The organism is Pseudomonas nabeulensis (assembly GCF_004682045.1).
Classification (GTDB): Bacteria; Pseudomonadota; Gammaproteobacteria; order Pseudomonadales; family Pseudomonadaceae; genus Aquipseudomonas; species Aquipseudomonas nabeulensis.
This window is the reverse complement of sequence record NZ_QUZT01000036.1, coordinates 20631-42393: the sequence shown is the minus strand read 5'-3', so window position 1 is coordinate 42393 and position 21763 is coordinate 20631. Positions and strand designations below refer to the sequence as shown.

Sequence of the window (21763 nt, the reverse complement as noted above, 5' to 3'; positions counted from 1 at the left end):
ATGACATCAAGTGCCCGGTATATAGGGGCGGGTGGGGTGCCTAAGTTGTTTTGTTTGCGGGGAATAAATAGTGCTGAAAGTTGCCTGAAACATGACCGTTCCCACACCGCAGTGCGGAAACGGTCTGGGTTGTCGCGTTAAATTTGAGGCGCTTCGTGATCCAGGGCATGGCTGACCAGCATTACGCCCAATTCGCTCAACTGGTGAATGGCCAGGGCGATGTCGCGGTGTTTGCCGTCGAGCATTTCGGACAGGTCGAGCAGGAGGGTGCTGACGCAGGAGAAGGTTTCGTAGCTGTTGATGATGAGGGTTTCGGTGGGGGTGTTGGGGGTTACGGTGAACAGGGTCATAGAATTGATTCCTTGCTTGGGCCGCCACCTGCACCGCTACTAAACGATAGGGTGGCGGCTGTACGCAGGTTAGTAGACCGGGGAATCAATTCAAAACCGGCGCGCCCGAAGACGCCCTGCGCACAGCCACCATCGAGCACAAACAGGACGTTTGATCGACGATTTTTATGCACTTGCGAACTGATTAACCTCGGGCTACTAAACCCGATCACTGAGGATTCAGTGACCGCAGAACCTTAAGAGACGGCCACCCAGATGCACAAGCCGGAGAATTCTGACGTAGCTGTAGGCAATGGAGCAAGGGGGCTTTGTGGGGCGGCTAAACCGGCGTCCTGCCGGTTTACCCCCCAAATCCATGCCGAATTACGGCCAGCGTGTTTGACGGGGCGATTGCAGATCAAAAGCAAGGGCGCGGCGGCCTTAGAGCCGACCGGGTCGGTGGGCCGTACACAGGTCAAATGTGGGAGGGGGCTTGCCCCCGATGAGGGAGTGTCAGTTAACTAATTTTTAGCTGACACACCGTAATCGGGGGCAAGCCCCCTCCCACATTTGCCTCTCATACATCAGGTAGATAGTGGTTTGCTCTGGCTCTGGCTCTGGCTCTGGCTCTGGCTCTGGCTTTTGATCTTGATTTTGATCTTAGGCGCCCCGTTAAACCACGCTGGCCGAACGCAGGCTTGAATCCGTGGGTAACCCGGCAGGACGCCGGGTTAGCCGTCCTGGGCCAAGGATGGCCCATGACGGCGGCCCACGGATTCAAGCCGGAGTGAGGGCATGCCGAGCCTGAGCGAGGCACCGAGTGGTGGGGCAAGAGCCTTTTGGTTACTTTTGGGCTCCATCCAAAAGTGACCCGCCGTAAGGGCGGAACCGATACCAGCCGTTACCCAAATAACGGATATGTACACCGAAAAACCGCTATCGGGGGCAAGCCCCCTCCCACATCTGGCCTCTGTACATCAGAGCGATCTCCGTGAACTTGACCTGTCACCCCAACCGCGCCGCCGCCCGCGCCACAATCTCTCCGCGAGTCCTGCGCGACTCCACGGTCCGCTGACGCGCCTCGTCCACCACATGCCGCGGCGCCGTCTCCGGACTCCCCGCTTCAAACGGCGGCGCCGGCGCATACTCAATCTGCAACTGCACCAATTGCGCCGCCGCCTCGCTGTACAACTCCGCCGCCAACGTCAGCGCAAAATCAATCCCGGCCGTGATCCCACCCCCGGTCAGCAGATTACCGTCACGCACCACACGCGCTTGCACCGGTATCGCCCCCAGCGGCGCGAGCATGTCGTGGTACGCCCAGTGCGTCGTCGCCTTGCGCCCGCGCAACAAACCCGCCGCGCCCAACACCAGCGACCCGGTGCACACCGACGTCACATACCGCGCGGTCTGCGCCTGGACCTTCAGAAAGTCCAACGTCTGCGGGTCTTCCATCAGCGCCCCGACCCCGGAACCGCCGGGCACGCAGATCACATCCAGGCGCGGGCAGTCGGCATAGGTCATGGTCGGCGTGAACACCAGGCCCGTGCTGGAAGTGATCGGTTCGAGGTCTTTCCACACCAGGTGCAACTTCACGTCCGGCAGCGAACCCAGCACGTCATAGGGGCCGGTCAGGTCCAGTTGCTGGATACCAGGGAACAATACAAAGCCGATCTGCAAGGTCATCAATAGCGCTCCGTCAAAGGGGTGGACGGCTTCACTGTAGAGGCCTAGGCTTTGGCGAATACGCCATTGAGCCCACAGATCACGCCAACTATGCCGAAAATCGTCCACGTTCTCGCGTTCAACAATGCCCAGGTGCTCGACGTCACCGGGCCGTTGCAGGTGTTCGCTTCCACCAATGACCTGGCGCGCCAGCGCGGCGAACCGTTGCCGTACGCCGTGTCGGTGATCGCTGCGCAAAAAGAACCGGTGATGACCTCTGCCGGCCTGGCGCTGGTGGCCGAGCCGCTGCCGGCTGCCGATACGCCGTGCGATACCTTGGTGATCGCTGGCGGCTGGGGCGTCTACGGCGCGGCCGAAGACCCGGCATTGGTGGAGTGGGTGCGCGAAAAAGCCCGGCATACCCGGCGCATGACCTCGGTGTGCACTGGCGCCTTCCTGCTGGCCGCCAGCGGTATGCTCGACGGCCGTCGCGTGGCCACCCACTGGACGCGCTGCGAAGAACTGGCGCGCAAATTCCCGTCACTCACGGTGGAAGCCAACCCGATCTTTATCCAGCAAGGCAGCGTCTGGACCTCCGCCGGCGTCACCGCCGGCATCGACCTGTGCCTGGCCCTGGTGGAAGAGGACCTCGGCAGCGCCGTGGCCCTGGAAGTGGCGCGGCACCTAGTGGTGTTCCTCAAACGTCCGGGTGGTCAATCGCAATTCAGCGTGACCTTATCCCTGCAAAAGGGCGACAGCCGCTTCGCCGAACTCCATGCCTGGATCGCCGAAAATCTCACGCTGGACTTGAACATCTCGACCCTGGCCGCCCAAGCCGGCATGAGCGAGCGCAGTTTTGTACGGCATTACCGCACCGAGACCGGCCAGACCCCGGCGCGCGCAGTGGAATTGATTCGTGTCGAAACGGCGCGTCGGCAGTTGGCCGACAGCAATGCATCGATCAAACGCATCGCCATGCAGTGCGGATTTGGCAGCGAAGAAACCCTGCGCCGCAGTTTTACAAAAGCCTTGGCCGTCACGCCGCAGGCCTACCGCGAGCGCTTCTCGCCCAGTAATTCCAACAGCGCATCCAAGGTCGCTTGCGGTGCTTCCTGAGGAATATTGTGACCAACGCCGGGCAACACCTGGCGCCGATAGAAGCCGCTGAAATGCTCAACGTCTTCGTCCTCTTCGGACGGCGGGCCCACCCCATCATCTGCGCCGCAAAGCGAAATACTCGGCACCGCAATCACCGGTTGCAGCGCAAGCGCCTGCTCGATGCTTTCCAGTGCCGGATCACCCGGCGCGTACATAAAACGGTGGCGATAGGAGTGAATCACCACCTCGACGAAATCCGGGTTATCAAACGACGGCGCTGTCTGCCCGTACAGGTCAGGCCCTTCGGCCCAGGACGGCGACCACAGCGACCACAACAGTTCACACAGCTCACGGCGATTGGCCGTCAAACCGTCCACCCCTCGCTGGGTATGAAAGTAGTACTGATACCACAAGCGATGTTCGGTCAAAGGCGCTCTCGGCGTGAGCGATTTGGCGATGTCCTGGATGTTGTAGCCATCCCCGGTCACCAAACCACGCACCCGCTCTGGCCACAGTGCCGCGACGATACACGCAGCGCGTCCGCCCCAGTCATACCCGACCAAGGTTGCTTGTGGAATCGACAGCGCATCCATGAAATCCAGCAAGTCCTTGGCCAACGCCGCCTGCTGCCCGGAGCGCATCACGTGCGCGCTGATAAAACGCGTCGGGCCGTAACCGCGCAGGTAGGGCACCAATACCCGGTAGCCGCGTTCGGCCAACACCGGGGCGATTGCATCGTAGCCGCGTGGGTCATAGGGAAAGCCGTGCAGCAGAATGACCGGCGCACCACCGAGGGGGCCGTGGGCTTCATACGCCACGTCGAGCATGCTGGTGCGCACGTAGAGCAGTGGGGTGGGGGTCATGGTGGGCGATTACCGGCTGGCCAGAGGTGTTGAAACTCTAGCCGATTGCTCTGAGGAGATGGGGATATGTGGCAGTGGGATTACTTGTTTGTCCACTCCCGCCCCAACAACCCCAACACCTTCAAATCATGGCGCTGACCACCCCAGCAGCCAGCCTCACGCAATGTCCCCTCAAATTTGAATCCAAGACGTTCCAATAACCTCAGTGATGCGTTGTTGTGCGGGTGCACCAGCGCTTCTACGCGATGCAGGTGCATATACGCGATGCCCCAATCGAGCATGCCCCGCAACGCCTCGCCCATCAACCCCTTGCCCCGCGCACCTGGCGCCAGTTCAAAGGCCAGTGCGCAGCTGTTCCACCCACGGTTCCACTTGAACAGCCCACAACTACCCACCAGCTCACCTTCAAGTTCAATCCCCCAGCGTGTGCCGGGGTTTGATTGGGTGCGCCAGTGGGCAAAGGTTTCGATCAAGGCCTGGGCCTGGGCGAGGTCGATCATCGGGTCGGCACCGAACCAGCGCATGCTGTCTGCATCACTGTGGATGGCGAAGACTGCCGGGGCGTCGCTTGCCACTAATTCCCGCAGGTACAGGCGCTGGGTATGCAGCGTGGGAAAGGCCGTCATGACGCGATTGTTGGGAGGACATCATCGCGAGCAATCACCTTGCCAAAGTGATGCCGCCACAAATCTACTCCCTGGCGGGCGAGCAGAGTGTTGATACCGTCGGTCAGCCACTGGAGAAGATTGAAGGACGATTGCACATCGATGATCAGGAGTACTTTGCGCATGGAATTTCAGCCGGCGGTCGGGGGGCTAACACTGTTCAGTTAAAGTCAACTGATTCCCTGTGGCGAGGGAGCTTGCTCCCGCTGGGCTACGAAGTAGCCCCAGAAAAACGGGAGCGCTGCGCACTCCAGCGGGAGCAAGCTCCCTCGCCACGGGTTGCATTACGTTGCTTCAGGGCTGCCACGTCGTCTTCTCCCCACTCAGCTTCCGGTCCAGAAACGTCGCCGCGCTGATCAGCGCCAAGTGGCTCAACGCCTGGGGCGTATTACCCAAATGCCGAGCCTGGTTATCAAATTCTTCGGCATACAACCCCAGCGGGTTGGCATAACGCAGCAGCTGTTCGAACTCCAGGTGCGCCTTCTCCACGTGCCCGGCGCGGGCCAAACACTCCACGTACCAGAACGAACACGCCGCGAACGCGCCTTCGGTGCCTTGCAGGCCGTCGATCTGGCTGTCGTCGTTGCGGTAACGGTAGACCATGCCATCGCGCACCAGGCTTTTCTGGATGGCTTCCAATGTCGACAGCCAGCGCGGGTCGGTGGCGGCGACGAAGCGTACCAGCGGCATCAATAGCATCGAACCGTCGAGCGCGGTGCTGCCGGTGTGCTGCACAAAGTGGCCGCGTTCTTCGTTCCAGAAATTGCTCCAGATATCGGCGTAGATCGCTTGGCGAGTCTGGTCCCAGCGCGCGAATGGCGCTGGCAGCGAGCGTTTGGACGCCAGGCGGATCGCGCGGTCCAGCGCCACCCAGCACATCAGCCGCGAGTGCAGGAAGTGATGTTGCTCGCCGCGCATTTCCCAGATACCGACGTCTTGGGTGTTCCAGATTTCACAGACCTGATCGGCCACTTCGACGGTGTGTTTCCAGCCCTCGTGGGAGATGGCTTCGCCGTACTTGTTGACCAAATAAACCGCATCCATCAACTCGCCATAGATATCCAATTGGATCTGGTCGAACGCCTCGTTGCCGATGCGCACCGGCTTCGCGCCGCCATGGCCGGTGAAGTGGTTGAGTTCATCCTCCGGCAATTCCTGGCGCCCATCGATGCCGTAGAGGATGTTGATCTTGGTCGGCTGCCCGCAACAGTCGCTGACCCGACCCTTGAGCCAGCGCATATAGGCATTGGCTTCTTCGATAAAGCCCAGGCGCATAAAGGCGTAGACGGTGAACGAGGCATCGCGGATCCAGGTGTAGCGGTAATCCCAGTTGCGTTCGCCGCCGGGTGTTTCCGGCAGGCCGAAGGTGGCGGCGGCGATGATTGCGCCGTGTTTGCGTGAGGTCAGCAGCTTCAGGGCCAAGGCCGAGCGGTTGACCATTTCGCGCCAGCGCCCACGGTAATTGGACTGCGCGATCCAGCCGCGCCAGAACTTCAAGGTGTGAGCCAGCGCCAGGTCGGTGCAGCCGTTGTCGACGCGCTCGTCATCCTGACCGCCGAGGACGAACTCGGCGCTTTCTTCTTGAACCAACGTAAAGCGGGCCAGCGCAGCGTCTTCCTTGACGTGCAGCGCATGGCTGCCGGACAGGCGCAGGCCGGGTTGGTCTTTGGCGGTAAAACACACCGTGCCGTTGTCGAGTGCCGCGTGCGTCGGCGTGCGGGCGTAGTCATGCCGGACCACACAACGCAGGTGGAAGTCAGCCCTGCCGCTGACGACTTTTACCCGGCGAATCAGCAAGGGCAGGTCATCGATCTCCTCGCTGATGGTGAGCAGGTCGGTGATTTCCACCACGGCTTCATCGCTGAGCCAACGGGTTTGCAGCACGTTGGTGTCGGGCAGGTAGATCTGCTCGCGGCGGGCGTTGGGGAGGTCGGGGGTGAGTTGGAAAATCCCGGCATCGGGGGTGTCCAGCAACGAACAGAAGATCGAGGGGCTGTCGAACTCCGGCCAGCAGAAAAAATCGATGCTGCCTTTATCGTTCACCAGTGCGGCTGTGCGCATATCGCCGATGATGCCGTGGGCATCAATGGCACTTTGTTTCTCGTGTTTTAAATCAACCATTGCCACGAAACTCCGGATACAGGCTCATGCCGCCATCAATAAACAAGGTGCTGCCGACCACATAGTCGGAGGCATCGCTGGCCAGCCACACCACGGCGTTGGCCACGTCTTCCACATCGCCCACGCGGCCGTAGGGGATCAGCTTCAACAGTTCTTCCAGCGCTGCACCTTCGGTGGCAGCGCGGTTGATGGCCGTGCGAATCGCCCCCGGCGCAATGCCGTTGATACGGATGCGTTTTTCGCTGACTTCCTGGGCGAGGGTGCGCATCAGCATCTCTACGCCGCCTTTGGATGCAGCGTAGTTCGCATGCCCGGCCCAGGGGATGAGCTGGTGCACCGAACTCATATGGATGATTTTTCCCGCCGCCCGTGACACCCCGTCCCGCACGCCCTGGCGATTAAACTGACGCACCGCCGCACGGGCACAGAGAAATTGGCCTGTCAGGTTGACGCCGATCACCGTGTTCCAGTCGTCGAGGGTCATGTCCACCAGGTTGGCGTCTTTTTGCAGGCCGGAGTTGGCGACCAGGATGTCCAGGTGGCCAAACGCGTCGAGGGTCTGGGCGAACAGGCGTTCTACATCGGCTTCTTTAGATACATCTGCGCCAATCGCAATGGCGCGACCGCCGTCGGCCTTGATCTGGGCTGCGAGGGCCTCGGCAGGCGCCGCCTGGGCGTTGTAGTTCAACACCACTGCCGCCCCGGCCTGCGCCAACGCCTTGGCCGCGCCGGCACCGATGCCGGAACTGGCACCTGTTACCAACGCCACTTGGTGTTCCAACGAAATATGCATTGCTCACCGACCTTGAATTCGTGAGTTCAAGCAGCTGACTGATGGTGGGCAAGGGAAGTTCACACGGGTGATTTTAGCGACTACAACCATGGTGAAAAATGGAATAACAGAAGAATAAAAAATAACCATAAGATACTAAAAAACCGCTCAAAAGCGTTTGACAGGGTTTTTTGTCGCGTGTCTTATAGGCACACCTCAACCCGCTCCGTTGGTAGTTCGGAAGTTATCGCGGAGTCACCTATAAGAGATGCCCATGTCTCAATCGGCAGCTATAGGGGAACTACCAGAACAGGCGGCAGCTGTTTTGCCTAAGTTAGTTATTTTCGATTGCGATGGCGTATTGGTCCAAAGCGAAGAAATTACCCTGTCTGTATTGATTGCCCTGCTTAACGTGTATGTGCCTGACACGGCAAGACTGGATATACCGTATTACATCGAGCATTTTCGTGGGCGCAAAGTGGTCGAGTGTTTGCGTGAAGCTGAACAGTTACTGGGTATCCAGTTGCACGCTCAGTTCGAACAGGATTTCAGGCAACACGCGCTGCATGCGCTGACGCAGCACTTGAAAGCAACGGATGGAATTATTGAGGTGTTGCAAAGTTTGGCGGTCCCGTACTGCGTGGCGTCCAGTGCGCCACGCAATAAGATCGAGCACTGTTTGCGCTTGACCGGGTTATTACCTTATTTCGACGGGCGAATATTCAGTTGTTATGAGTTGGGCCGCTGGAAACCCGATCCCCTGGTGTTTTTAACCGCGTGCCAGGCTTACAACGTTGATGTGTGCGACGCCCTCGTCATTGAAGACAGTGTTGCCGGTATTCAAGCGGCGGTGGCCGCGAATATAAAAGTATTGGGTTTTGGTCCGGTGGAGCGTCATGCCAAGTTGGCCGAAGCCGGGGCGTTACCATTTGCCGATATGCGTGAGTTATTGACCCTTATTCATTGATGCGTTACTCAGGACAGGAGGCGTTGTGAGCACACTCGGTTACATCGAACGGCTTAAGCGTAATGACCCGTCTTCGGAAGTGTGGTGGGATTCATCGCCCGTCGTCTACGCACCGTTTAAACACTATTTGCGGGATAAGTACCCGGCGGCCATCGCTTATATCGAGCAACTGATGCCGGATGTTTTCGCTTTGCACAGTGGCTTTAGCAGCGTGACCACCAACCCGCGCCTGGTGACGGCGGCGATTCTCGACAAGCGCGAGTATTGGTCGTCGCGTTTCAACCTGGCCAGTCTTACGCCCCAGCAATTGCACAAGCAGTTGTACAACGAAGTGATTGTCGAAGGCGCCGCCGTCCTGCAGCCGCTGTGGGTGCAGTCGGCCCAGGCCGAGGGCTGGCTTTCAGCCCAGGTCGATCCGGTGGATGTGCGCTGCGCTGAACGCATGACGGCGCGCGGGTTGGCGCTGCATCGGCTGGCGCCGAATGTGATGGTGAAAGTACCGGGTAGCCAGGAAGGGCTGGCGACTGTGGAGTGCCTGGTGGCCCAGGGTGGCTCGGTCAATATCACCTTCTGTTTCACCGTGTCGCAATTCCAGGCCGGTATTCAGGCCATCGAGCGGGGCCTGGCAACTGCGCGCAGCCAGGGTGTCGACACGGGCCACTGCAAATACGTCATCACCTTTATGATCGGGCGCTTTGCCTGCCAGCCCGAGTTCACCTTGCAGGCCACAGAGCGCGGGCTGGCGCTGGATCCAGAGGAACTGCGCTGGGCCGAGCTACTGATCTACGAGCAGATCCAGGCGCTGGTAACGGCGTCCAGGGTGCCGGTCAAAACGTTGCTGTCGAGCATCAAGGTCGATGTCGACGCGCAAGGCAACAAGCACTGTTGGCACCTGGAAAAAACCGGGCTGAGCACCACCTGCTACACGCTTACGCCGGACGTGGTGGAGTTTCTGGTCGAGCGCGAAAGCCGCGGCAAACCGGTGGTGCCGGCCAGTGAGCCGCTGCAACCGCCGCCGGGCACCTTCGCCAAACTGCTGCGCATTGCGTACTTCTGCGACGCGTATTTTCTCGACAGCATCGACGCGTACGACTTCGGCAACCATGAGGCGTTTATCAACGCCTGCAACGAAGCCAACAGCGCCCACCGCCGCCTTGCCGATTATTGCGTGCGCCTCTGCCCACCGGCGAAGCCGTTCAAGCGCTCGCTCACGGCCATCCTGGCCGCCGAATACGGGGTGCTGGCATGAACAAGATGGTCGGGCTCTGGGCGCACCCGCGCTCCCGTTCCACGGTTTTGGAGCGGGTGTTTATCGAGCGGGGTGATTTTGAGGTGTTTCACGAACCCTTCGCCCATATGGCGTTTTCGGCGGACTCGGCGATTCCTTCGGACGAGTGGGACCACAGTTTGCCGACAACCTATGAAGGGATTAAAGCGCAACTTATCCAGGCAAAGGAACGCCGCCATGTGTTTCATAAAGACATGTGCTACCACTGCCTGGATGAATTAACAGTGGATGTGGGTTTCCTGGCCCAACAGGACAACATATTCATTATTCGCGAGCCGGCCAGCAGCATTATTTCCCATCATCGGATACACCCCGATATGCCGCTGCACGCGATCGGGCATAAGGCGCTGTACGACATATTCTGTGTGGTCACCAAACTCACCGGGAAAGTGCCTTATGTGATTAACGCCGATGACTTGGCGGCCAATCCGGAACCGGTAATTCGTAAGTTATGTGACTACTTGCAGATTGAATTCTTGCCCCACGCCATGAGTTGGCAACGGGAATGCCCAGCGCAATGGAAAACCTGGAGAAGTTGGCACGTGGCGGCGGAGAACAGCGAGCGAATCGTTATGCCGGAAAAGCAGAGTGTTGATATGGGCGCCTTTGATCGCTATCCGAAGTTAAGGGAAATGTACGAATACCATCGGACGTTTTACGCCCGCATGAATGAATTTTGCCAATAAGGACTGCGCTATGAACACGTTGATTATTACCGGCGCCGCCAACGGCATTGGCCGCGCCACGTTGATAAAAGCCATTGAAGACGGTTACTTCGTCATTGCCGCCGATAAAGACGCCGACGGGCTGAGCGCGCTGCAAAAAGAATATGGCGCAGAGGTACTGGAAACCCATGTTGTCGACTTTGCGGATAATACCGTGATCAAGGGTTTTATCCCGGCGTTGTATGAGCGTCATTCGACTATCTATGGGCTGGTCAATAACGCCGGGATTTACCACGGTAAAAGTGTCTACGCCTATTCCGATGCGCAAGTGGACGAGATCCTCAACGTGAACCTCAAGGCGCTGGTGTACCTGTCCAAGGACTTCGCCGAGCGGGAAATGCAGCACGAAGCCCCGCGCAGCATCGTCAATATCGCCTCGGTGGCGGGCGAGGTGGGCAGCTGTGACGCCCTCTACGGTGCGACCAAGGCCGCCGTGATCGGCCTCACCAAGGCCAACGCCTGGAACTTCGCGCCATTTGTGCGGGTGAACGCCGTGTCCCCGGCGCTGATCCACGACACCGCCATCTACGACACCATCCCCACGTATCGGCGTGATGAGTACGCCCGCCAGGAAATCCTCAAGGACCCGATCCTGCCCAGCGCGGTCGCCGAGGTGATCCTGCTGCTCGTCGGCGATGCCATGCGCCATATCACCGGCCGGGTCATTCCGGTGGACAACGGAGCCTACCCACGGTGAGCCAGGTCATGCGCAAGAAAAAACTGCTGCTGGTGGGCGCCGGCAACCTGTGCCTGCAAATCCTCAAGATCCTTGGGCCGAAGAATGGGTTCGAGTTTGTGGTGTTGGGGCGCAATGAAGAAACGACCGTGCGCCTGTGCAATCTGGTGGCGCTGTCCTGTGCGCAGTTGGGGCAGTTCATCTCGATCAAGCCAGTAATCGCCGACCTCACGCAAATCGACAAGGTCACGCGGTTGTTGCGCGAAGAAGCGCCGGACATCCTGGTCAATTGCGCCTCGTTGCAATCCTGGCGAGTGATCACCGGCCTGCCCAAACTGACGTTCGAACAACTCGACCAGGCGCAGTTCGGCCCGTGGCTGCCGATGCACCTGACATTGATGCACTACCTGATGCAAGCGGTGAAGGCTTCGGGGATCAGCGTCAAGACCGTCAACGCGGCCTTCCCCGATGCGGTCAACCCGATTTTGTCCAGGGTCGGGCTGGCCCCGGATATCGGCGTGGGCAATGTGGCCAACCTGGTTCCGGCGGTGCGGTTCTCCATCGCCCGGTTGCTGGAATGCGACCCCTGTGATGTGCAGGTGCGGCTGTATGCCCAGCACTATTTCAGTCACTACGTGCCGCGCGGCGGCTTGCCGCCCCGTGCCAGTTTTCGCTTGTTGTACGAGGTGCGCGACCGGCCGGAGGTGACGCGCCTGCCGGCTGAGGCGATTTTCTCCACGGTGCAGACCGAGTTCCGTCGCCTGGGTGGCGTCGATGGGCAGTTCCTCACCGCGTGTTCGGCGGTGACGGTGATCGAAGGGCTGTGTTCGCCGACGCCGGTGTTGGTGCATGCGCCGGGGCCGCTCGGCCTGCCGGGGGGCTATCCGGTCTGGCTGCACGACGGAAAGATCGACGTGCAGTTTTCCCAGGCCTGCCCGCAGGACGAAGCGGTGCGTATCAACACCATCTGCCAAAGCCAGGATGGCATCGACGAGATCCATTGCGATGGCTCCGTCACGTTCAACCCCCACTGCATGGCGGTGATGCAGACCTTGCTGGGTTACGCCAAGCACACGATGTCCATCGAGCAGTCCGCCGACTTTGCCCGCGAGTTGGCGAGCAAGTACCTGTCCTTCAAAAATTCAACGTGGTAGGTGTGTGATGAATCAAGCATCGGGGCGCAAACACAACGACGTAGCGAGTTACTCCACGCAGTATTCGGCGGATTTCGTCGAGCGTTGGGACGAGTTGATCGACTGGGAAAAACGCAAGGCCGGGGAGGGTGGCTTCTTTGAAAAGCTGCTGCGCGAGCATGGCGTGCAATCAGTGATCGATGTGTCGACGGGCAGTGGCTTTCATGCGGTGCAGCTCAAGCAGGCGGGGTTTGACGTGGTGGCCACCGATGGCAGCAGCACCATGTTGACCAAGGCCCGTGCAAACTTTCGTGAGCATGGCCTGCAGATCCAATCCCATTACCGCGACTGGCTGTCACTCGACCCTCAGGACCTGGGGCAGTTCGATGCCGTGGTGTGCCTGGGCAGTTCGTTATGCCATGTGTTCGCGGCCCATGATCGCCTTAACGTGCTGGAAAAGTTTCGCGCGTTGCTCAAGCCGGGCGGCTTGCTGATTGTCGATCAGCGCAACTTCTTCGCCATTCGCGCCGGTAACTTCAAGGCCAGCGGTCATTACTACTACTGCGGCACCAACGCGTCGGTCACCCTGGGCCAGGTCGATCAACAGCTGTGCGAGTTCATCTACACCTTTAACGACGCAGAACAGTTCCGGCTCAAGGTCTACCCCCTATTGCCGGGGGAACTGGCCACCGAAGTGCTGGCCTCCGGGTTTGCACTGCATGAAAGCTACGGCGACTTCCAGCGCAACTACGACATGATGAATTGCGACTTTGTCATCCACACTGCGCGCGCCGTGTAGGGGGGAGCATGAGCACTTGGGTACAGAGCAACCCGCGCACCCTGGACAGTGTGATGCTGGCGGTGGTGTTGACCGGTTTCGTGGCCAGCACCTATGGCTTTGGCGTTTACCTGTTCGCCAACCTGGTGGTGGACATGCGCCGCGACATCGGTTTCGACTACACCACGGTGGGGGTGATTACCGGCGGGGCACAGATCGGGTTTTTGCTGTTTTCCTCGGTCACCAGCTATATCAGCCGTTTCTTCGATGGCTGGAAGATCAGCCTGGTGTCCACGGTAATCACCTCATTGGCGTTGCTGGGGTTGAGTGTCAGCGACAACATCTGGCTGTCCGGGGCGCTGCTGATTTTGCTCGGCGGCTGCTCGGCGTCGGTGTATATCCCGCTGGCGGAGATCGTGACCAAGGCCTTTAGCCCGGGTAATCGCTCGCGGGTCATGGGGTTGATTTCCAGCGGCACCAGCTACGGCGTGTTTATCAACGGCTTGCTGGTGTCATTCCTGACGTTGCACGGTGGCTGGCGCTCGATCTGGCTCACCGCCGGCCTGATCTCGCTGGTGTTGTGCTGGGTTGCGTGGTTTCTGTTGCGCAACAGGGCGGCGGGCGAAGGCCACGGGGCGCCCGGCGCACGCGCTGCACCGCCCGACAGCCATGCCCCCTGGCTGAGCCGTTCGCTGTACCTGACCTGGGCCATCGCGTTTCTCAATGGCATGGCGTTGTTGCCGTTCCAGACTTACCTGGCGCCTTTTCTGCGCGATGAACTGGGCGTGTCGGTGCAGGACACCGGGTTTATCTGGACCACAATCGGCGCGGTGGGCATGGCCTCCGGTTTCCTGGTGGGGTGGATCGCCGACAAGGTTGGCGCGCGCGCGTCATTGGCGATGTGTTTTTTGAGCGCGGGGTTGGCGGCGACCCTGGTGTTCAGCTTCAACAGCCTGCCGTTGTTCTACCTGGCGGCGTTTTTGTTTGCCCTGGCGTTCTACCCGATCTTCGGGCTTGTCCCCAGCTACATCGGGCAGATCGTGCCGGTCAGCCGACTGACCCAGGCCTTTGGCATTGCCAATGTGTTGATTGGTTTGGGCGGGGTGTGCGGCAACTTTCTGGGTGGGTTTTCCAAGGACGCAACGGGGTCGTTCGCCACGGTGTATTGGGTGGTCGCAGTGTTGCTGTTTGTGCAGTGTGTGATGGTGTTCATGTTGGGCAAACAAGCGGTTTCAGCAGCGGAGGGTGAGCGGTCATGAGTTATGTTCCAGAGCGTCCAAGCCAGAACCTGCATGCGTTTGCGTACCGTCATGCGCATATCGCGCAGGCGCGAATACATCAGAAACCCCTGGTGATCTGGATGACCGGTATTTCCGCGTCCGGCAAGTCAACCATCGCGGATGCGTTGGACGTTGCCTTGCAGGCACAAGGCCGCTCGACCTGCATCCTCGACGGTGACTCGGTGCGCGGCGGGCTGTGCCGGGACCTGGGGTTCAGCGACGCTGACCGCGATGAAAATATCCGCCGGGTCGCGGAAGTGGCGCGCCTGATGCTGGAGACCGGGTTGGTGGTGATCGTCGCGCTGATCTCGCCTTCGTCGGCGAGCCGGCATTACGCACGCTCCATCATCGGCAACGGATCGTTCGTGGAAGTGCATGTCGATGCGCCGCTGGAAACCGCCGAGCAGCGCGACCCCAAGGGCCTGTACAAGAAGGCCCGGTCGGGCTTGATCAAGCACTTTACCGGCATTGATTCCCTCTACGAGGTGCCGGTGTTTCCCGAAGTGCACGTGAATACCCAGGTGTTGTCCGTCGACCAGTCGGTGGCAGCCATTCTTGATTGGGTCGCACGGGGAGACGCGCCCACGTAGCCGTTGGTCTTTGCGGGAGCCATGGCGGTATTTGCAACCCCTGGAAACAAGGTAATCTGCGCCATCGCAGGACCCCCAGTTTTCCAGGAGTACGCATGACACATTTCACGGGTACTGCAAAGTCGATCCGCTTGATTGGCGGGGCCCGGGCGTTGGACTTTATCAATACCAACAATGGCCGCCGTCCGGGCACCTTGCTCAAGGTCATGGAAGAGCGGCTCACCAGTTTCCAGTTCTTCTTTGAATGGGCACTGCATGCGTCGGTTATTTGCGCCGAGGAATTCGATGCCTATAAACCCATGGTGTTTGAGACGCCGATTTCCTACCAGCCCAACCTCGACGCCGTCATTGCATTCCGGGAATGCCTGTACCGGGTGTTTTACAAGCTGTCGTTGCAGCAAGCCGCCGCCGATGAAGACTTGCAGCAGATCAACCTGGCTTTTCAGCAGGGCGTGACCTGGCGAGTGCTGCGTTCGGTGGACGGGCTACCGGCCTGGGACTGGAAACATTGTGCCTCTGCACAGGAATTGACCGCCCTGATGCTGGGGCGCCTGGCCATCGACGCCACGCACTTGTTGACCAGGGGCGAGCTTAAGGCGCTGCGCAGTTGCGGCTGTACGGATTGCGATTGGGTCTTCCTGGACATCTCCAAGAACAAGCAGCGCAAATGGTGCCAGATGAGCGTCTGCGGCAGCCGCGAGAAATTGAGCCGCCTGCGGCAAGCGGCACAGTAACAGGGCCGACGGGGAGTCATTGCTCCACTTAATAAGAAACATTATTATTCACGTCCCGCCTCCCCAGTGCTCCCGCGATGATCCCTCAGCCGCCCCGCAGAACAGGCTTTTTCGAGCACTACGAAGAGTTGATCCGCACCTGGACGCGCCGCCTGAGAAGCCGTCAGCAAGCCGAAGACCTGGCCCATGACACCTTTGTACGGGTGCTTGAGGCCAAGTCCGCCCAAGTGGAACAGCCCCGCGCCTACCTGCACCAGACCGCACGTAATATTGCCGTGGACGCCTATCGACGCGAAGACCGCCGCGAAGCCATGGCGTTGCAAGCGTTCGAGCAGAGCGCACCCACCTGCGGCGACCCGGAGCATTTCATGCACGCGATCCAATTGGCGGACTCCATCGAGCACGCCCTGGCCGAACTGCCGCTCAACTGCCGCAAGATCTTTATCTGGCAGAAGATCGAGGGCCTGACCCAGCAGGAAATCGCCGACCGCCTGGGCTTGTCCAAGAACATGGTGGAAAAGTATATGATCCGCACCCTGCGGCATCTGCGTGACCGCCTGGACGTGACGGCCCCATGACCCATGCCCGCTTTGAAACAGGACCTTCCATGATGGATAGCCGTGTACGCGACGAAGCCGCGCAATGGTTTGCCCGCCTGCAAGACGGCGAGCTGAGCGCCGCCGAGCGCGTGCAGTTCGACGCATGGCGTAATGAACAGCCTCAACACCAATACGAATTCGAGGTGCTGCAAGGCTTGTGGAGCGCCACTGATTTGCTGCCCAAGGCGCGCTTGCAGGCGCTGTGCGACAACCCGGTGGAACGCCCCAAACGGCGTACCATGTTGCGTTACGCGGTGGCCGCCAGTGTGGTTGCGATTGCCTTGGGACTGGGCCTGTTCACTGCGCTCGATCATCCGCAACCCTACAGCGCCGAGTTCAGTACGCGCCTGGGTGAGCATCGCCAGGTAGCCTTGCCGGACGGCTCGGTGATGGACCTCAACAGCCGCAGCGTGGTCGCGGTGCATTTCGAAAAGGGCCGGCGCGGTGTGGAACTCAAGCAGGGCGAGGCGATGTTCAGCGTCGAACACGACACTGGCCGACCCTTTGTGGTCGCCGCCGGGGCAGGGCAGGTGACGGTCACCGGTACGCGTTTCGATGTGCGCCGTGATGACGACCAGACCCGCGTGGCGGTCGAGGCCGGCACCGTGAAGGTGCAAGGTCGTTCACCTGATCAAGGGGTGACCCTGACGGCGGGTTTGGGAACCCATGTCGATAACCAAGGCGTGGTGGCAGCCTCCTACGCAGTGAATGCCGAAGAACTGACGGCCTGGCGCAGCGGCAAGCTGGTGTTCAACAACGCCTTGTTGGGGGACGTGGCGCGAGACGTGTCGCGCTATCGCGAGCATCCGCTGCGGGTCAGCACGCCGGCGGTGGCCAACCTGCGGTTGACCAGCGTGTTCAAGGCCAACGACACCGACGCCTTGCTCAAGGCCTTGCCACACATCCTGCCGGTGGCCTTGCGCACCTTGCCCGATGGCAGCCAGGAAATTATTTCGCGCTGAGATTCAGGTTTTTTCCGAGTTCTTCGTCTTCCTCAGCAACTGCAACTGGTTTGCATTAACAGCCGCATACACTTGCGATCACAGGACAAGGCTCGACGTGAAAAAACTCGCCGTTAACAACAATAAAATCTCCCGCTGGGCGCCATTGGCGTTGGCGCTTGCGGTCAGCAGTGCCGCCTATGCAGCCGACGGTATTCATATCCAGGCCCAACCCCTGGGCGCAGCGCTGAGCCAACTGGGCCAACAGACTTCCCTGCAAGTGTTTTTCAGCCCCGACCTGGTCGCCGGTAAGCAAGCGCCAGCGGTCGACGGCAACCTGTCCCCCGAACAAGCCTTGCGCCAATTGCTGCAAGGCAGTGGTCTGGATTACCAGATCGACGCCGGTTCCGTGACCCTGCGCCCGCAAAGCAGCGGCAGCGGTGAAGCCGGTTCGCCCCTGGAACTGGGCGCCACCGACATCAAGGTGGTCGGTGACTGGCTTGGCGACGCCAACGCCGAAGTGGTGCAGAACCATCCCGGCGCACGGACGGTGGTTCGCCGCGAAGCCATGGTGGAGCAGGGCGCGATGAACGTCGGCGATGTGCTGCGGCGCATTCCGGGTGTGCAAGTGCAGGAAGCCAACGGCACTGGCGGCAGCGATATTTCCCTCAACGTCGGCGTGCGTGGCCTGACGTCGCGCCTGTCGCCACGCTCCACCGTATTGATCGATGGCGTGCCCGCTGCGTTCGCGCCCTACGGCCAACCCCAACTGTCGATGGCGCCGATTTCCTCCGGCAACCTGGACAGCATCGACGTCGTGCGCGGCGCGGGCTCCGTGCGCTACGGGCCACAAAACGTCGGCGGCGTGATCAACTTCGTGACCCGTGCGATCCCCGAAAAATTCTCCGGTGAAGTCGGCACCACCCTGCAAACCTCCGCCCACGGTGGCTGGAAGCACATCGATAACGCTTTCATCGGCGGCACCGCGGACAATGGCATCGGCGTCGCGCTGCTGTACTCCGGGGTCAATGGCAACGGCTATCGCAACAGCAACAACTCCAACGATATCGACGACGTGATCCTCAAGACCCACTGGGCGCCGACGGATCAAGACGATTTCTCGCTGAACTTTCACTACTACGACGCCAGCGCCGACATGCCCGGCGGCCTGACCCAGAAGCAATTCGACGCCAACCCCTATCAGTCGGTACGCGACTGGGACAATTTCACCGGCCGGCGCAAGGATGTGTCTTTCAAGTACATCCGCCAGATCGACGACCGGACCCAGGCCGAAGTGCTGACCTACTATTCCGACAGCTTCCGTGGCAGCAACATCGCCAATATCGACCAGCTCACCCTGGGCTCGTATCCGCGCACTTACTACACCTTTGGCATCGAACCACGGGTGTCCCATGTGTTTGACCTGGGCTCCAGCACCCAGGAAGTCAGCGTCGGTTATCGCTACCTCAAAGAGGGCATGCACGAGCAGGCGACCAGCCTGTTGCTGACGAACAACGTGCCGACCCCTGGCGGGCGCAGTGATGGTCACGTCTACCAGGACCGTACCGGCGGCACCGAGGCGAACTCGTTCTACATCGATGACAAGATCGATATTGGCAAGTGGACTGTCACTCCCGGTATCCGTTTCGAGCAGATCCGCACCGAGTGGCACGACCGTCCGGTCATCCCGCTGAGCGGCCCTCGCACCACGGAAAAACGGCGTGAAGTGCACAACAACGAGCCGCTGCCGGCCTTGAGCGTGATGTACCACCTCTCGGACGCGTGGAAGCTGTTCGCCAACTACGAGACCTCGTTCGGCAGCCTGCAATACTTCCAGCTCGGCCAGGGCGGCACGGGCGACCAGACCGCCAACGGCCTGCAACCGGAAAAAGCCAAGACCTACGAAGTGGGCACGCGCTACAACGACGCGGTGTGGGGCGGTGAGCTGACGTTCTTCTACATCGACTTCTCGGACGAGCTGCAATATGTGAGCAACGCGGTGGGCTGGACCAACCTCGGTGCCACCAAGCACGAGGGGATCGAAGCGTCGGCCCACTACGACCTGTCGAACCTGGACCCACGCCTCGACGGCCTGACCGCCAACGCCGGCTTTACCTACACCAAGGCCACTTCTGAAGGTGACGTAGCCTTCAAGGGCCGTGACCTGCCGTTGTATTCCCGTGAAGTGGCAACCCTGGGTCTGCGCTACGACGTCAACCACTGGACCCACAACCTGGACGTGTACGCCCAGTCTGGCCAACGCGCGCCGGGTACTGGCACCACCTACATCACCGAAGGCACCGCCGATGGCCGCTACGGCGATATCCCAGGCTATGTGTCGGTCAACGTGCGCAGCGGTTATGACTTCGGCGCGCAGCTGTCCAACCTGAAACTGGGGGTGGGCGTGAAAAACGTCTTCGACCAGCAGCACTACACGCGTTCCAGCGACAACAACGCCGGGTTGTACCTGGGCGAGCCACGTACCTTCTTCGTACAGGCCAGCGTCGGGTTCTGATCGGCAGCGGGCAAGGAAAAGTCGCAGCGCAACGCTGCGATTTTTTTTGCCTGATGATCCAGTCTCCTACCCAGGGGCGGCGGTTTGACGCGGCTTGCAGGAACTGAATCAGACGCGGCCGCCACACAGAGGTTGCCTGCATTCATGCGCTTGCAAAGGCTTGGGATGAAAGGTGAACCCTGTGATACAGCCGGACTGGAGATTCAAATGTCGGTATCCGCCCTCGATAGACCTGTTTCCAACCCACCCCCGCACACGCCGCCGCCAAAAGCGCAACCCAAGGCCAAGGAGGCTGCCTCCCCGACTGCCGACGGGCAAAAGGCTGGTCGAGTCAGCTTCAGTCCGGGTGACAGCAAACCTGGCAAAGTGTTAACGGATCAGGCGGCGATCACCAAAGAACGTACCCACAGCGATGCGTTGCAGGGCAACACCCAATCGCCAGGGTTGTTCACTCAATTCAAGCAAAGCGTGAAGGGCTGGTGCGGCGGACAGCGCCCGCCAAAACCGGATCCGTGCCCGCCGCCGCCCTGCAACACCAAGCCGCCGAAGCCGCCCAAACCCTGCCCCGGGAAGCCACCCAAACCCGATCCTTGCTATGGCAAACCGCCGGAGCGGCCAACGCCGTGTAAGCCAGACCCGTGCGACAGCAAACCGCCGGAGCGGCCAACGCCCTGCAAGCCGGACCCGTGCTATGGCAAGCCACCGGAGCGACCAACACCTTGCAAACCCGATCCGTGCTACGGGAAACCTGACCCCTGGTATTCGACCCGCAGCAACGATGACCTGGCAAAAATGCTGCTGGACAACTTCGATGCCTTCAAAGATCCGAAGCAACCCTGGTTCGTCACCACGCAAACCATCTCGGATATGGCCGGCAAGGCATTGACCGGTGATGCCGCCCAGGACCGTAATATTCTCCTGGCCAGGGAGTTGATGAGGCGGCCAGATCTGGTCAACGCAATGGATCGGCACAGTACTACGGGGGCGCTGGACGGCTTGATCGATAGGCGAAAGATCCAGATGACCCTCAACAGCCAAAGTCCTTTGAAATATAAGGACGACAAGCAACTGGCCAGTGAAATGCTTGATCATTTCGACGCACTGAGAGACCCCAGGTACCCGGACTACATCAGCATCGACAAATTGCGCGGCTTGGCGCAGTGGCCGACTGACGACCCGGTACATGGCCGGCTCGCCTGGATTGCACAGGAGGTGCTCAAGCGTTCCGAGGTGAAAGATCAGATGGATGCCGGCGACAACTGGGGGGGCGCGGATGGTTGGATCAAGAAGAGCACGTTGGAATCGATGAGCAGGTGATGGCGTCACCACCCAGAGTGATCTATTAGTCGGGAGGTCGCCACGCTGTATTCGTGGCGGTTTCCCAGGAGGTCTTATGCCAATGACTTCGTTGAATGTTCGCGAGCCTGCCAGCGCGCGAATCCATGGAGAGATGCCAGAGACAGCTTGCGAGAAGGACGTACAGCGGATGAAGGATTTTGTCGGCTTGCACAGGTTCCAGGCACCGGTCGCCGATGATTTTGCGCGAGGCATGGTGGTATCCGGGCAGGATCGGGGCGCTGAGACGAAACCGTTGTCGCCGATTCGTGGTGCGCTGGTGTCGGTCATCCTCGGGTTGAGAGGCCTGTGCAGCAGTTCGGCGCTTGACGGCCAGTCGCCCAGGGCGGACTGACCGGGCTTCGCGATGCGAGTGTTTACATGTTGTCATTGCTCTGCGCGCGTGGCCGGGAACTATTGCGTTTGCCCCGCCACATATCGGTGGCGCGCTTCACTGGATGTTTATGGTCATGAATCCCTGGCCGCCAGATGAGCGTGTATACGGAAATGGCTGGAGATGAAGTATGACAATTAAGGGCGTAACACCACTCGGCCTACCCATGGCTGGCGGTGTAAGAGAGGAGCGTTCGGCGCCGCCAACGCCACGGGGCCACGTACCTTGCGATGACCAGCGTATTGCCTGGGATGTTCGGCCGCGCGAGGCCTCGTCTTCGGTTCGCTATCAAACG

At 60.1% G+C, this 21763-nt stretch carries 22 protein-coding genes; 15 read left to right on the top strand and 7 right to left on the bottom strand.

Annotated features, from left to right (window positions below; translation table 11 throughout):
• Window positions 1-137: 137 nt before the first annotated feature.
• Both DYL61_RS18840 and inhA read right to left on the bottom strand, forming a co-directional pair.
• A complete protein-coding gene (locus DYL61_RS18840) occupies window positions 138-350 on the bottom strand; it encodes a DUF6124 family protein (RefSeq protein ID WP_135309562.1) in 213 nt (70 codons plus the stop codon).
• 984 nt (window positions 351-1334) lie between these two features.
• Window positions 1335-2015, bottom strand: a complete 681-nt coding sequence (inhA, locus tag DYL61_RS18830; RefSeq protein WP_135309561.1) for an isonitrile hydratase — start codon at window positions 2013-2015, stop codon at window positions 1335-1337.
• Window positions 2016-2105: 90 nt separating this feature from the next.
• On the opposite strand from inhA, the gene DYL61_RS18825 reads away from it, so the two are divergent.
• The gene (locus DYL61_RS18825) at window positions 2106-3110 is read left to right on the top strand and encodes a GlxA family transcriptional regulator (protein WP_135309560.1); all 1005 of its coding nucleotides are present in this window, start codon (window positions 2106-2108) and stop codon (window positions 3108-3110) included.
• On the opposite strand, the gene DYL61_RS18820 is transcribed toward DYL61_RS18825, so the two are convergent.
• The 5 genes from DYL61_RS18820 to DYL61_RS18800 all read right to left on the bottom strand — a co-directional run bounded on the left by DYL61_RS18820 (window position 3044) and on the right by DYL61_RS18800 (window position 7534).
• Entirely contained in the window at window positions 3044-3955 is a 912-nt protein-coding gene (locus tag DYL61_RS18820) for an alpha/beta fold hydrolase (protein ID WP_135309559.1), read from the bottom strand. The genes DYL61_RS18825 and DYL61_RS18820 overlap by 67 nt on opposite strands.
• An 80-nt stretch (window positions 3956-4035) precedes the next feature.
• Window positions 4036-4581, bottom strand: a complete 546-nt coding sequence (locus tag DYL61_RS18815; protein WP_135309558.1) for a GNAT family N-acetyltransferase — start codon at window positions 4579-4581, stop codon at window positions 4036-4038.
• Window positions 4578-4745: a hypothetical protein gene (locus DYL61_RS31765; RefSeq protein ID WP_338053107.1), complete on the bottom strand. Its 168-nt coding sequence runs from the start codon at window positions 4743-4745 to the stop codon at window positions 4578-4580. The genes DYL61_RS18815 and DYL61_RS31765 overlap by 4 nt, the downstream gene beginning before the upstream one ends.
• Window positions 4746-4914: 169 nt before the next feature.
• Complete coding sequence (locus DYL61_RS18805; protein ID WP_135309557.1) at window positions 4915-6741, bottom strand: glycoside hydrolase family 15 protein; 1827 nt, start codon at window positions 6739-6741, stop codon at window positions 4915-4917.
• On the bottom strand, window positions 6734-7534 hold the full coding sequence (locus tag DYL61_RS18800) for a glucose 1-dehydrogenase (protein ID WP_135309556.1): 801 nt from the start codon (window positions 7532-7534) through the stop codon (window positions 6734-6736). Before DYL61_RS18800 ends, DYL61_RS18805 begins: the two co-directional genes overlap by 8 nt.
• 253 nt (window positions 7535-7787) lie before the next feature.
• Here DYL61_RS18800 and DYL61_RS18795 point away from each other — a divergent pair, with 253 nt between their 5' ends.
• The 14 genes from DYL61_RS18795 (at window position 7788) to DYL61_RS18730 (ending at window position 21429) form a co-directional block, all read left to right on the top strand.
• Window positions 7788-8480, top strand: coding sequence for an HAD family hydrolase (locus DYL61_RS18795; RefSeq protein WP_135309555.1), 693 nt, complete (start codon window positions 7788-7790; stop codon window positions 8478-8480).
• Window positions 8481-8505: 25 nt separating this feature from the next.
• Window positions 8506-9729, top strand: coding sequence for a transaldolase family protein (locus DYL61_RS18790; protein ID WP_135309554.1), 1224 nt, complete (start codon window positions 8506-8508; stop codon window positions 9727-9729).
• Window positions 9726-10454: a sulfotransferase-like domain-containing protein gene (locus DYL61_RS18785; protein WP_135309553.1), complete on the top strand. Its 729-nt coding sequence runs from the start codon at window positions 9726-9728 to the stop codon at window positions 10452-10454. Before DYL61_RS18790 ends, DYL61_RS18785 begins: the two co-directional genes overlap by 4 nt.
• A 10-nt stretch (window positions 10455-10464) precedes the next feature.
• Window positions 10465-11190, top strand: a complete 726-nt coding sequence (locus tag DYL61_RS18780) for an SDR family NAD(P)-dependent oxidoreductase (protein WP_135309552.1) — start codon at window positions 10465-10467, stop codon at window positions 11188-11190.
• Entirely contained in the window at window positions 11187-12323 is a 1137-nt protein-coding gene (locus DYL61_RS18775) for a Rossmann-fold NAD(P)-binding domain-containing protein (protein WP_135309551.1), read from the top strand. Before DYL61_RS18780 ends, DYL61_RS18775 begins: the two co-directional genes overlap by 4 nt.
• A gap of 7 nt (window positions 12324-12330) precedes the next feature.
• Complete coding sequence (locus tag DYL61_RS18770; protein ID WP_135309550.1) at window positions 12331-13101, top strand: class I SAM-dependent methyltransferase; 771 nt, start codon at window positions 12331-12333, stop codon at window positions 13099-13101.
• Window positions 13102-13109: 8 nt separating this feature from the next.
• Entirely contained in the window at window positions 13110-14339 is a 1230-nt protein-coding gene (locus DYL61_RS18765) for an MFS transporter (protein WP_135309549.1), read from the top strand.
• Window positions 14336-14950, top strand: a complete 615-nt coding sequence (gene cysC, locus DYL61_RS18760; RefSeq protein ID WP_135309548.1) for an adenylyl-sulfate kinase — start codon at window positions 14336-14338, stop codon at window positions 14948-14950. Before DYL61_RS18765 ends, cysC begins: the two co-directional genes overlap by 4 nt.
• Window positions 14951-15045: 95 nt before the next feature.
• On the top strand, window positions 15046-15684 hold the full coding sequence (locus DYL61_RS18755) for a CGNR zinc finger domain-containing protein (protein WP_135309547.1): 639 nt from the start codon (window positions 15046-15048) through the stop codon (window positions 15682-15684).
• Window positions 15685-15761: 77 nt separating this feature from the next.
• Window positions 15762-16262 carry a sigma-70 family RNA polymerase sigma factor gene (locus tag DYL61_RS18750; protein ID WP_135309546.1) on the top strand — a complete coding sequence of 167 codons (501 nt, stop codon included), beginning with the start codon at window positions 15762-15764 and terminating at the stop codon, window positions 16260-16262.
• A 29-nt stretch (window positions 16263-16291) separates the two neighbouring features.
• The gene (locus tag DYL61_RS18745; protein ID WP_193559448.1) at window positions 16292-17245 is read left to right on the top strand and encodes a FecR family protein; all 954 of its coding nucleotides are present in this window, start codon (window positions 16292-16294) and stop codon (window positions 17243-17245) included.
• Window positions 17246-17342: 97 nt separating this feature from the next.
• Window positions 17343-19739, top strand: a complete 2397-nt coding sequence (locus DYL61_RS18740; RefSeq protein ID WP_135309545.1) for a TonB-dependent siderophore receptor — start codon at window positions 17343-17345, stop codon at window positions 19737-19739.
• 207 nt (window positions 19740-19946) lie between these two features.
• Entirely contained in the window at window positions 19947-21056 is a 1110-nt protein-coding gene (locus tag DYL61_RS18735) for a hypothetical protein (protein ID WP_135309544.1), read from the top strand.
• A gap of 76 nt (window positions 21057-21132) precedes the next feature.
• Window positions 21133-21429 (top strand): hypothetical protein, encoded by a 297-nt coding sequence (locus tag DYL61_RS18730; protein WP_135309543.1) that lies wholly within the window; start codon window positions 21133-21135, stop codon window positions 21427-21429.
• Window positions 21430-21763: the final 334 nt, after the last annotated feature.

What these genes read in the sequence shown, in the direction of transcription:
- DYL61_RS18780 (WP_135309552.1), top strand. Translation starts at nt 10,465, where the DNA reads ATGAACACGTTGATTATTACCGGCGCCGCCAACGGCATTGGCCGCGCC.
- cysC (WP_135309548.1), top strand. Translation starts at nt 14,336, where the DNA reads ATGAGTTATGTTCCAGAGCGTCCAAGCCAGAACCTGCATGCGTTTGCG.
- DYL61_RS31765 (WP_338053107.1), bottom strand. Translation starts at nt 4,745, where the DNA reads ATGCGCAAAGTACTCCTGATCATCGATGTGCAATCGTCCTTCAATCTT.
- DYL61_RS18730 (WP_135309543.1), top strand. Translation starts at nt 21,133, where the DNA reads ATGCCAATGACTTCGTTGAATGTTCGCGAGCCTGCCAGCGCGCGAATC.
- DYL61_RS18735 (WP_135309544.1), top strand. Translation starts at nt 19,947, where the DNA reads ATGTCGGTATCCGCCCTCGATAGACCTGTTTCCAACCCACCCCCGCAC.
- DYL61_RS18795 (WP_135309555.1), top strand. Translation starts at nt 7,788, where the DNA reads ATGTCTCAATCGGCAGCTATAGGGGAACTACCAGAACAGGCGGCAGCT.
- DYL61_RS18785 (WP_135309553.1), top strand. Translation starts at nt 9,726, where the DNA reads ATGAACAAGATGGTCGGGCTCTGGGCGCACCCGCGCTCCCGTTCCACG.
- DYL61_RS18805 (WP_135309557.1), bottom strand. Translation starts at nt 6,741, where the DNA reads ATGGTTGATTTAAAACACGAGAAACAAAGTGCCATTGATGCCCACGGC.
- DYL61_RS18820 (WP_135309559.1), bottom strand. Translation starts at nt 3,955, where the DNA reads ATGACCCCCACCCCACTGCTCTACGTGCGCACCAGCATGCTCGACGTG.
- DYL61_RS18770 (WP_135309550.1), top strand. Translation starts at nt 12,331, where the DNA reads ATGAATCAAGCATCGGGGCGCAAACACAACGACGTAGCGAGTTACTCC.
- DYL61_RS18750 (WP_135309546.1), top strand. Translation starts at nt 15,762, where the DNA reads ATGATCCCTCAGCCGCCCCGCAGAACAGGCTTTTTCGAGCACTACGAA.
- DYL61_RS18815 (WP_135309558.1), bottom strand. Translation starts at nt 4,581, where the DNA reads ATGACGGCCTTTCCCACGCTGCATACCCAGCGCCTGTACCTGCGGGAA.
- DYL61_RS18840 (WP_135309562.1), bottom strand. Translation starts at nt 350, where the DNA reads ATGACCCTGTTCACCGTAACCCCCAACACCCCCACCGAAACCCTCATC.
- DYL61_RS18825 (WP_135309560.1), top strand. Translation starts at nt 2,106, where the DNA reads ATGCCGAAAATCGTCCACGTTCTCGCGTTCAACAATGCCCAGGTGCTC.
- DYL61_RS18745 (WP_193559448.1), top strand. Translation starts at nt 16,292, where the DNA reads ATGATGGATAGCCGTGTACGCGACGAAGCCGCGCAATGGTTTGCCCGC.
- DYL61_RS18755 (WP_135309547.1), top strand. Translation starts at nt 15,046, where the DNA reads ATGACACATTTCACGGGTACTGCAAAGTCGATCCGCTTGATTGGCGGG.
- DYL61_RS18765 (WP_135309549.1), top strand. Translation starts at nt 13,110, where the DNA reads ATGAGCACTTGGGTACAGAGCAACCCGCGCACCCTGGACAGTGTGATG.
- DYL61_RS18800 (WP_135309556.1), bottom strand. Translation starts at nt 7,534, where the DNA reads ATGCATATTTCGTTGGAACACCAAGTGGCGTTGGTAACAGGTGCCAGT.
- inhA (WP_135309561.1), bottom strand. Translation starts at nt 2,015, where the DNA reads ATGACCTTGCAGATCGGCTTTGTATTGTTCCCTGGTATCCAGCAACTG.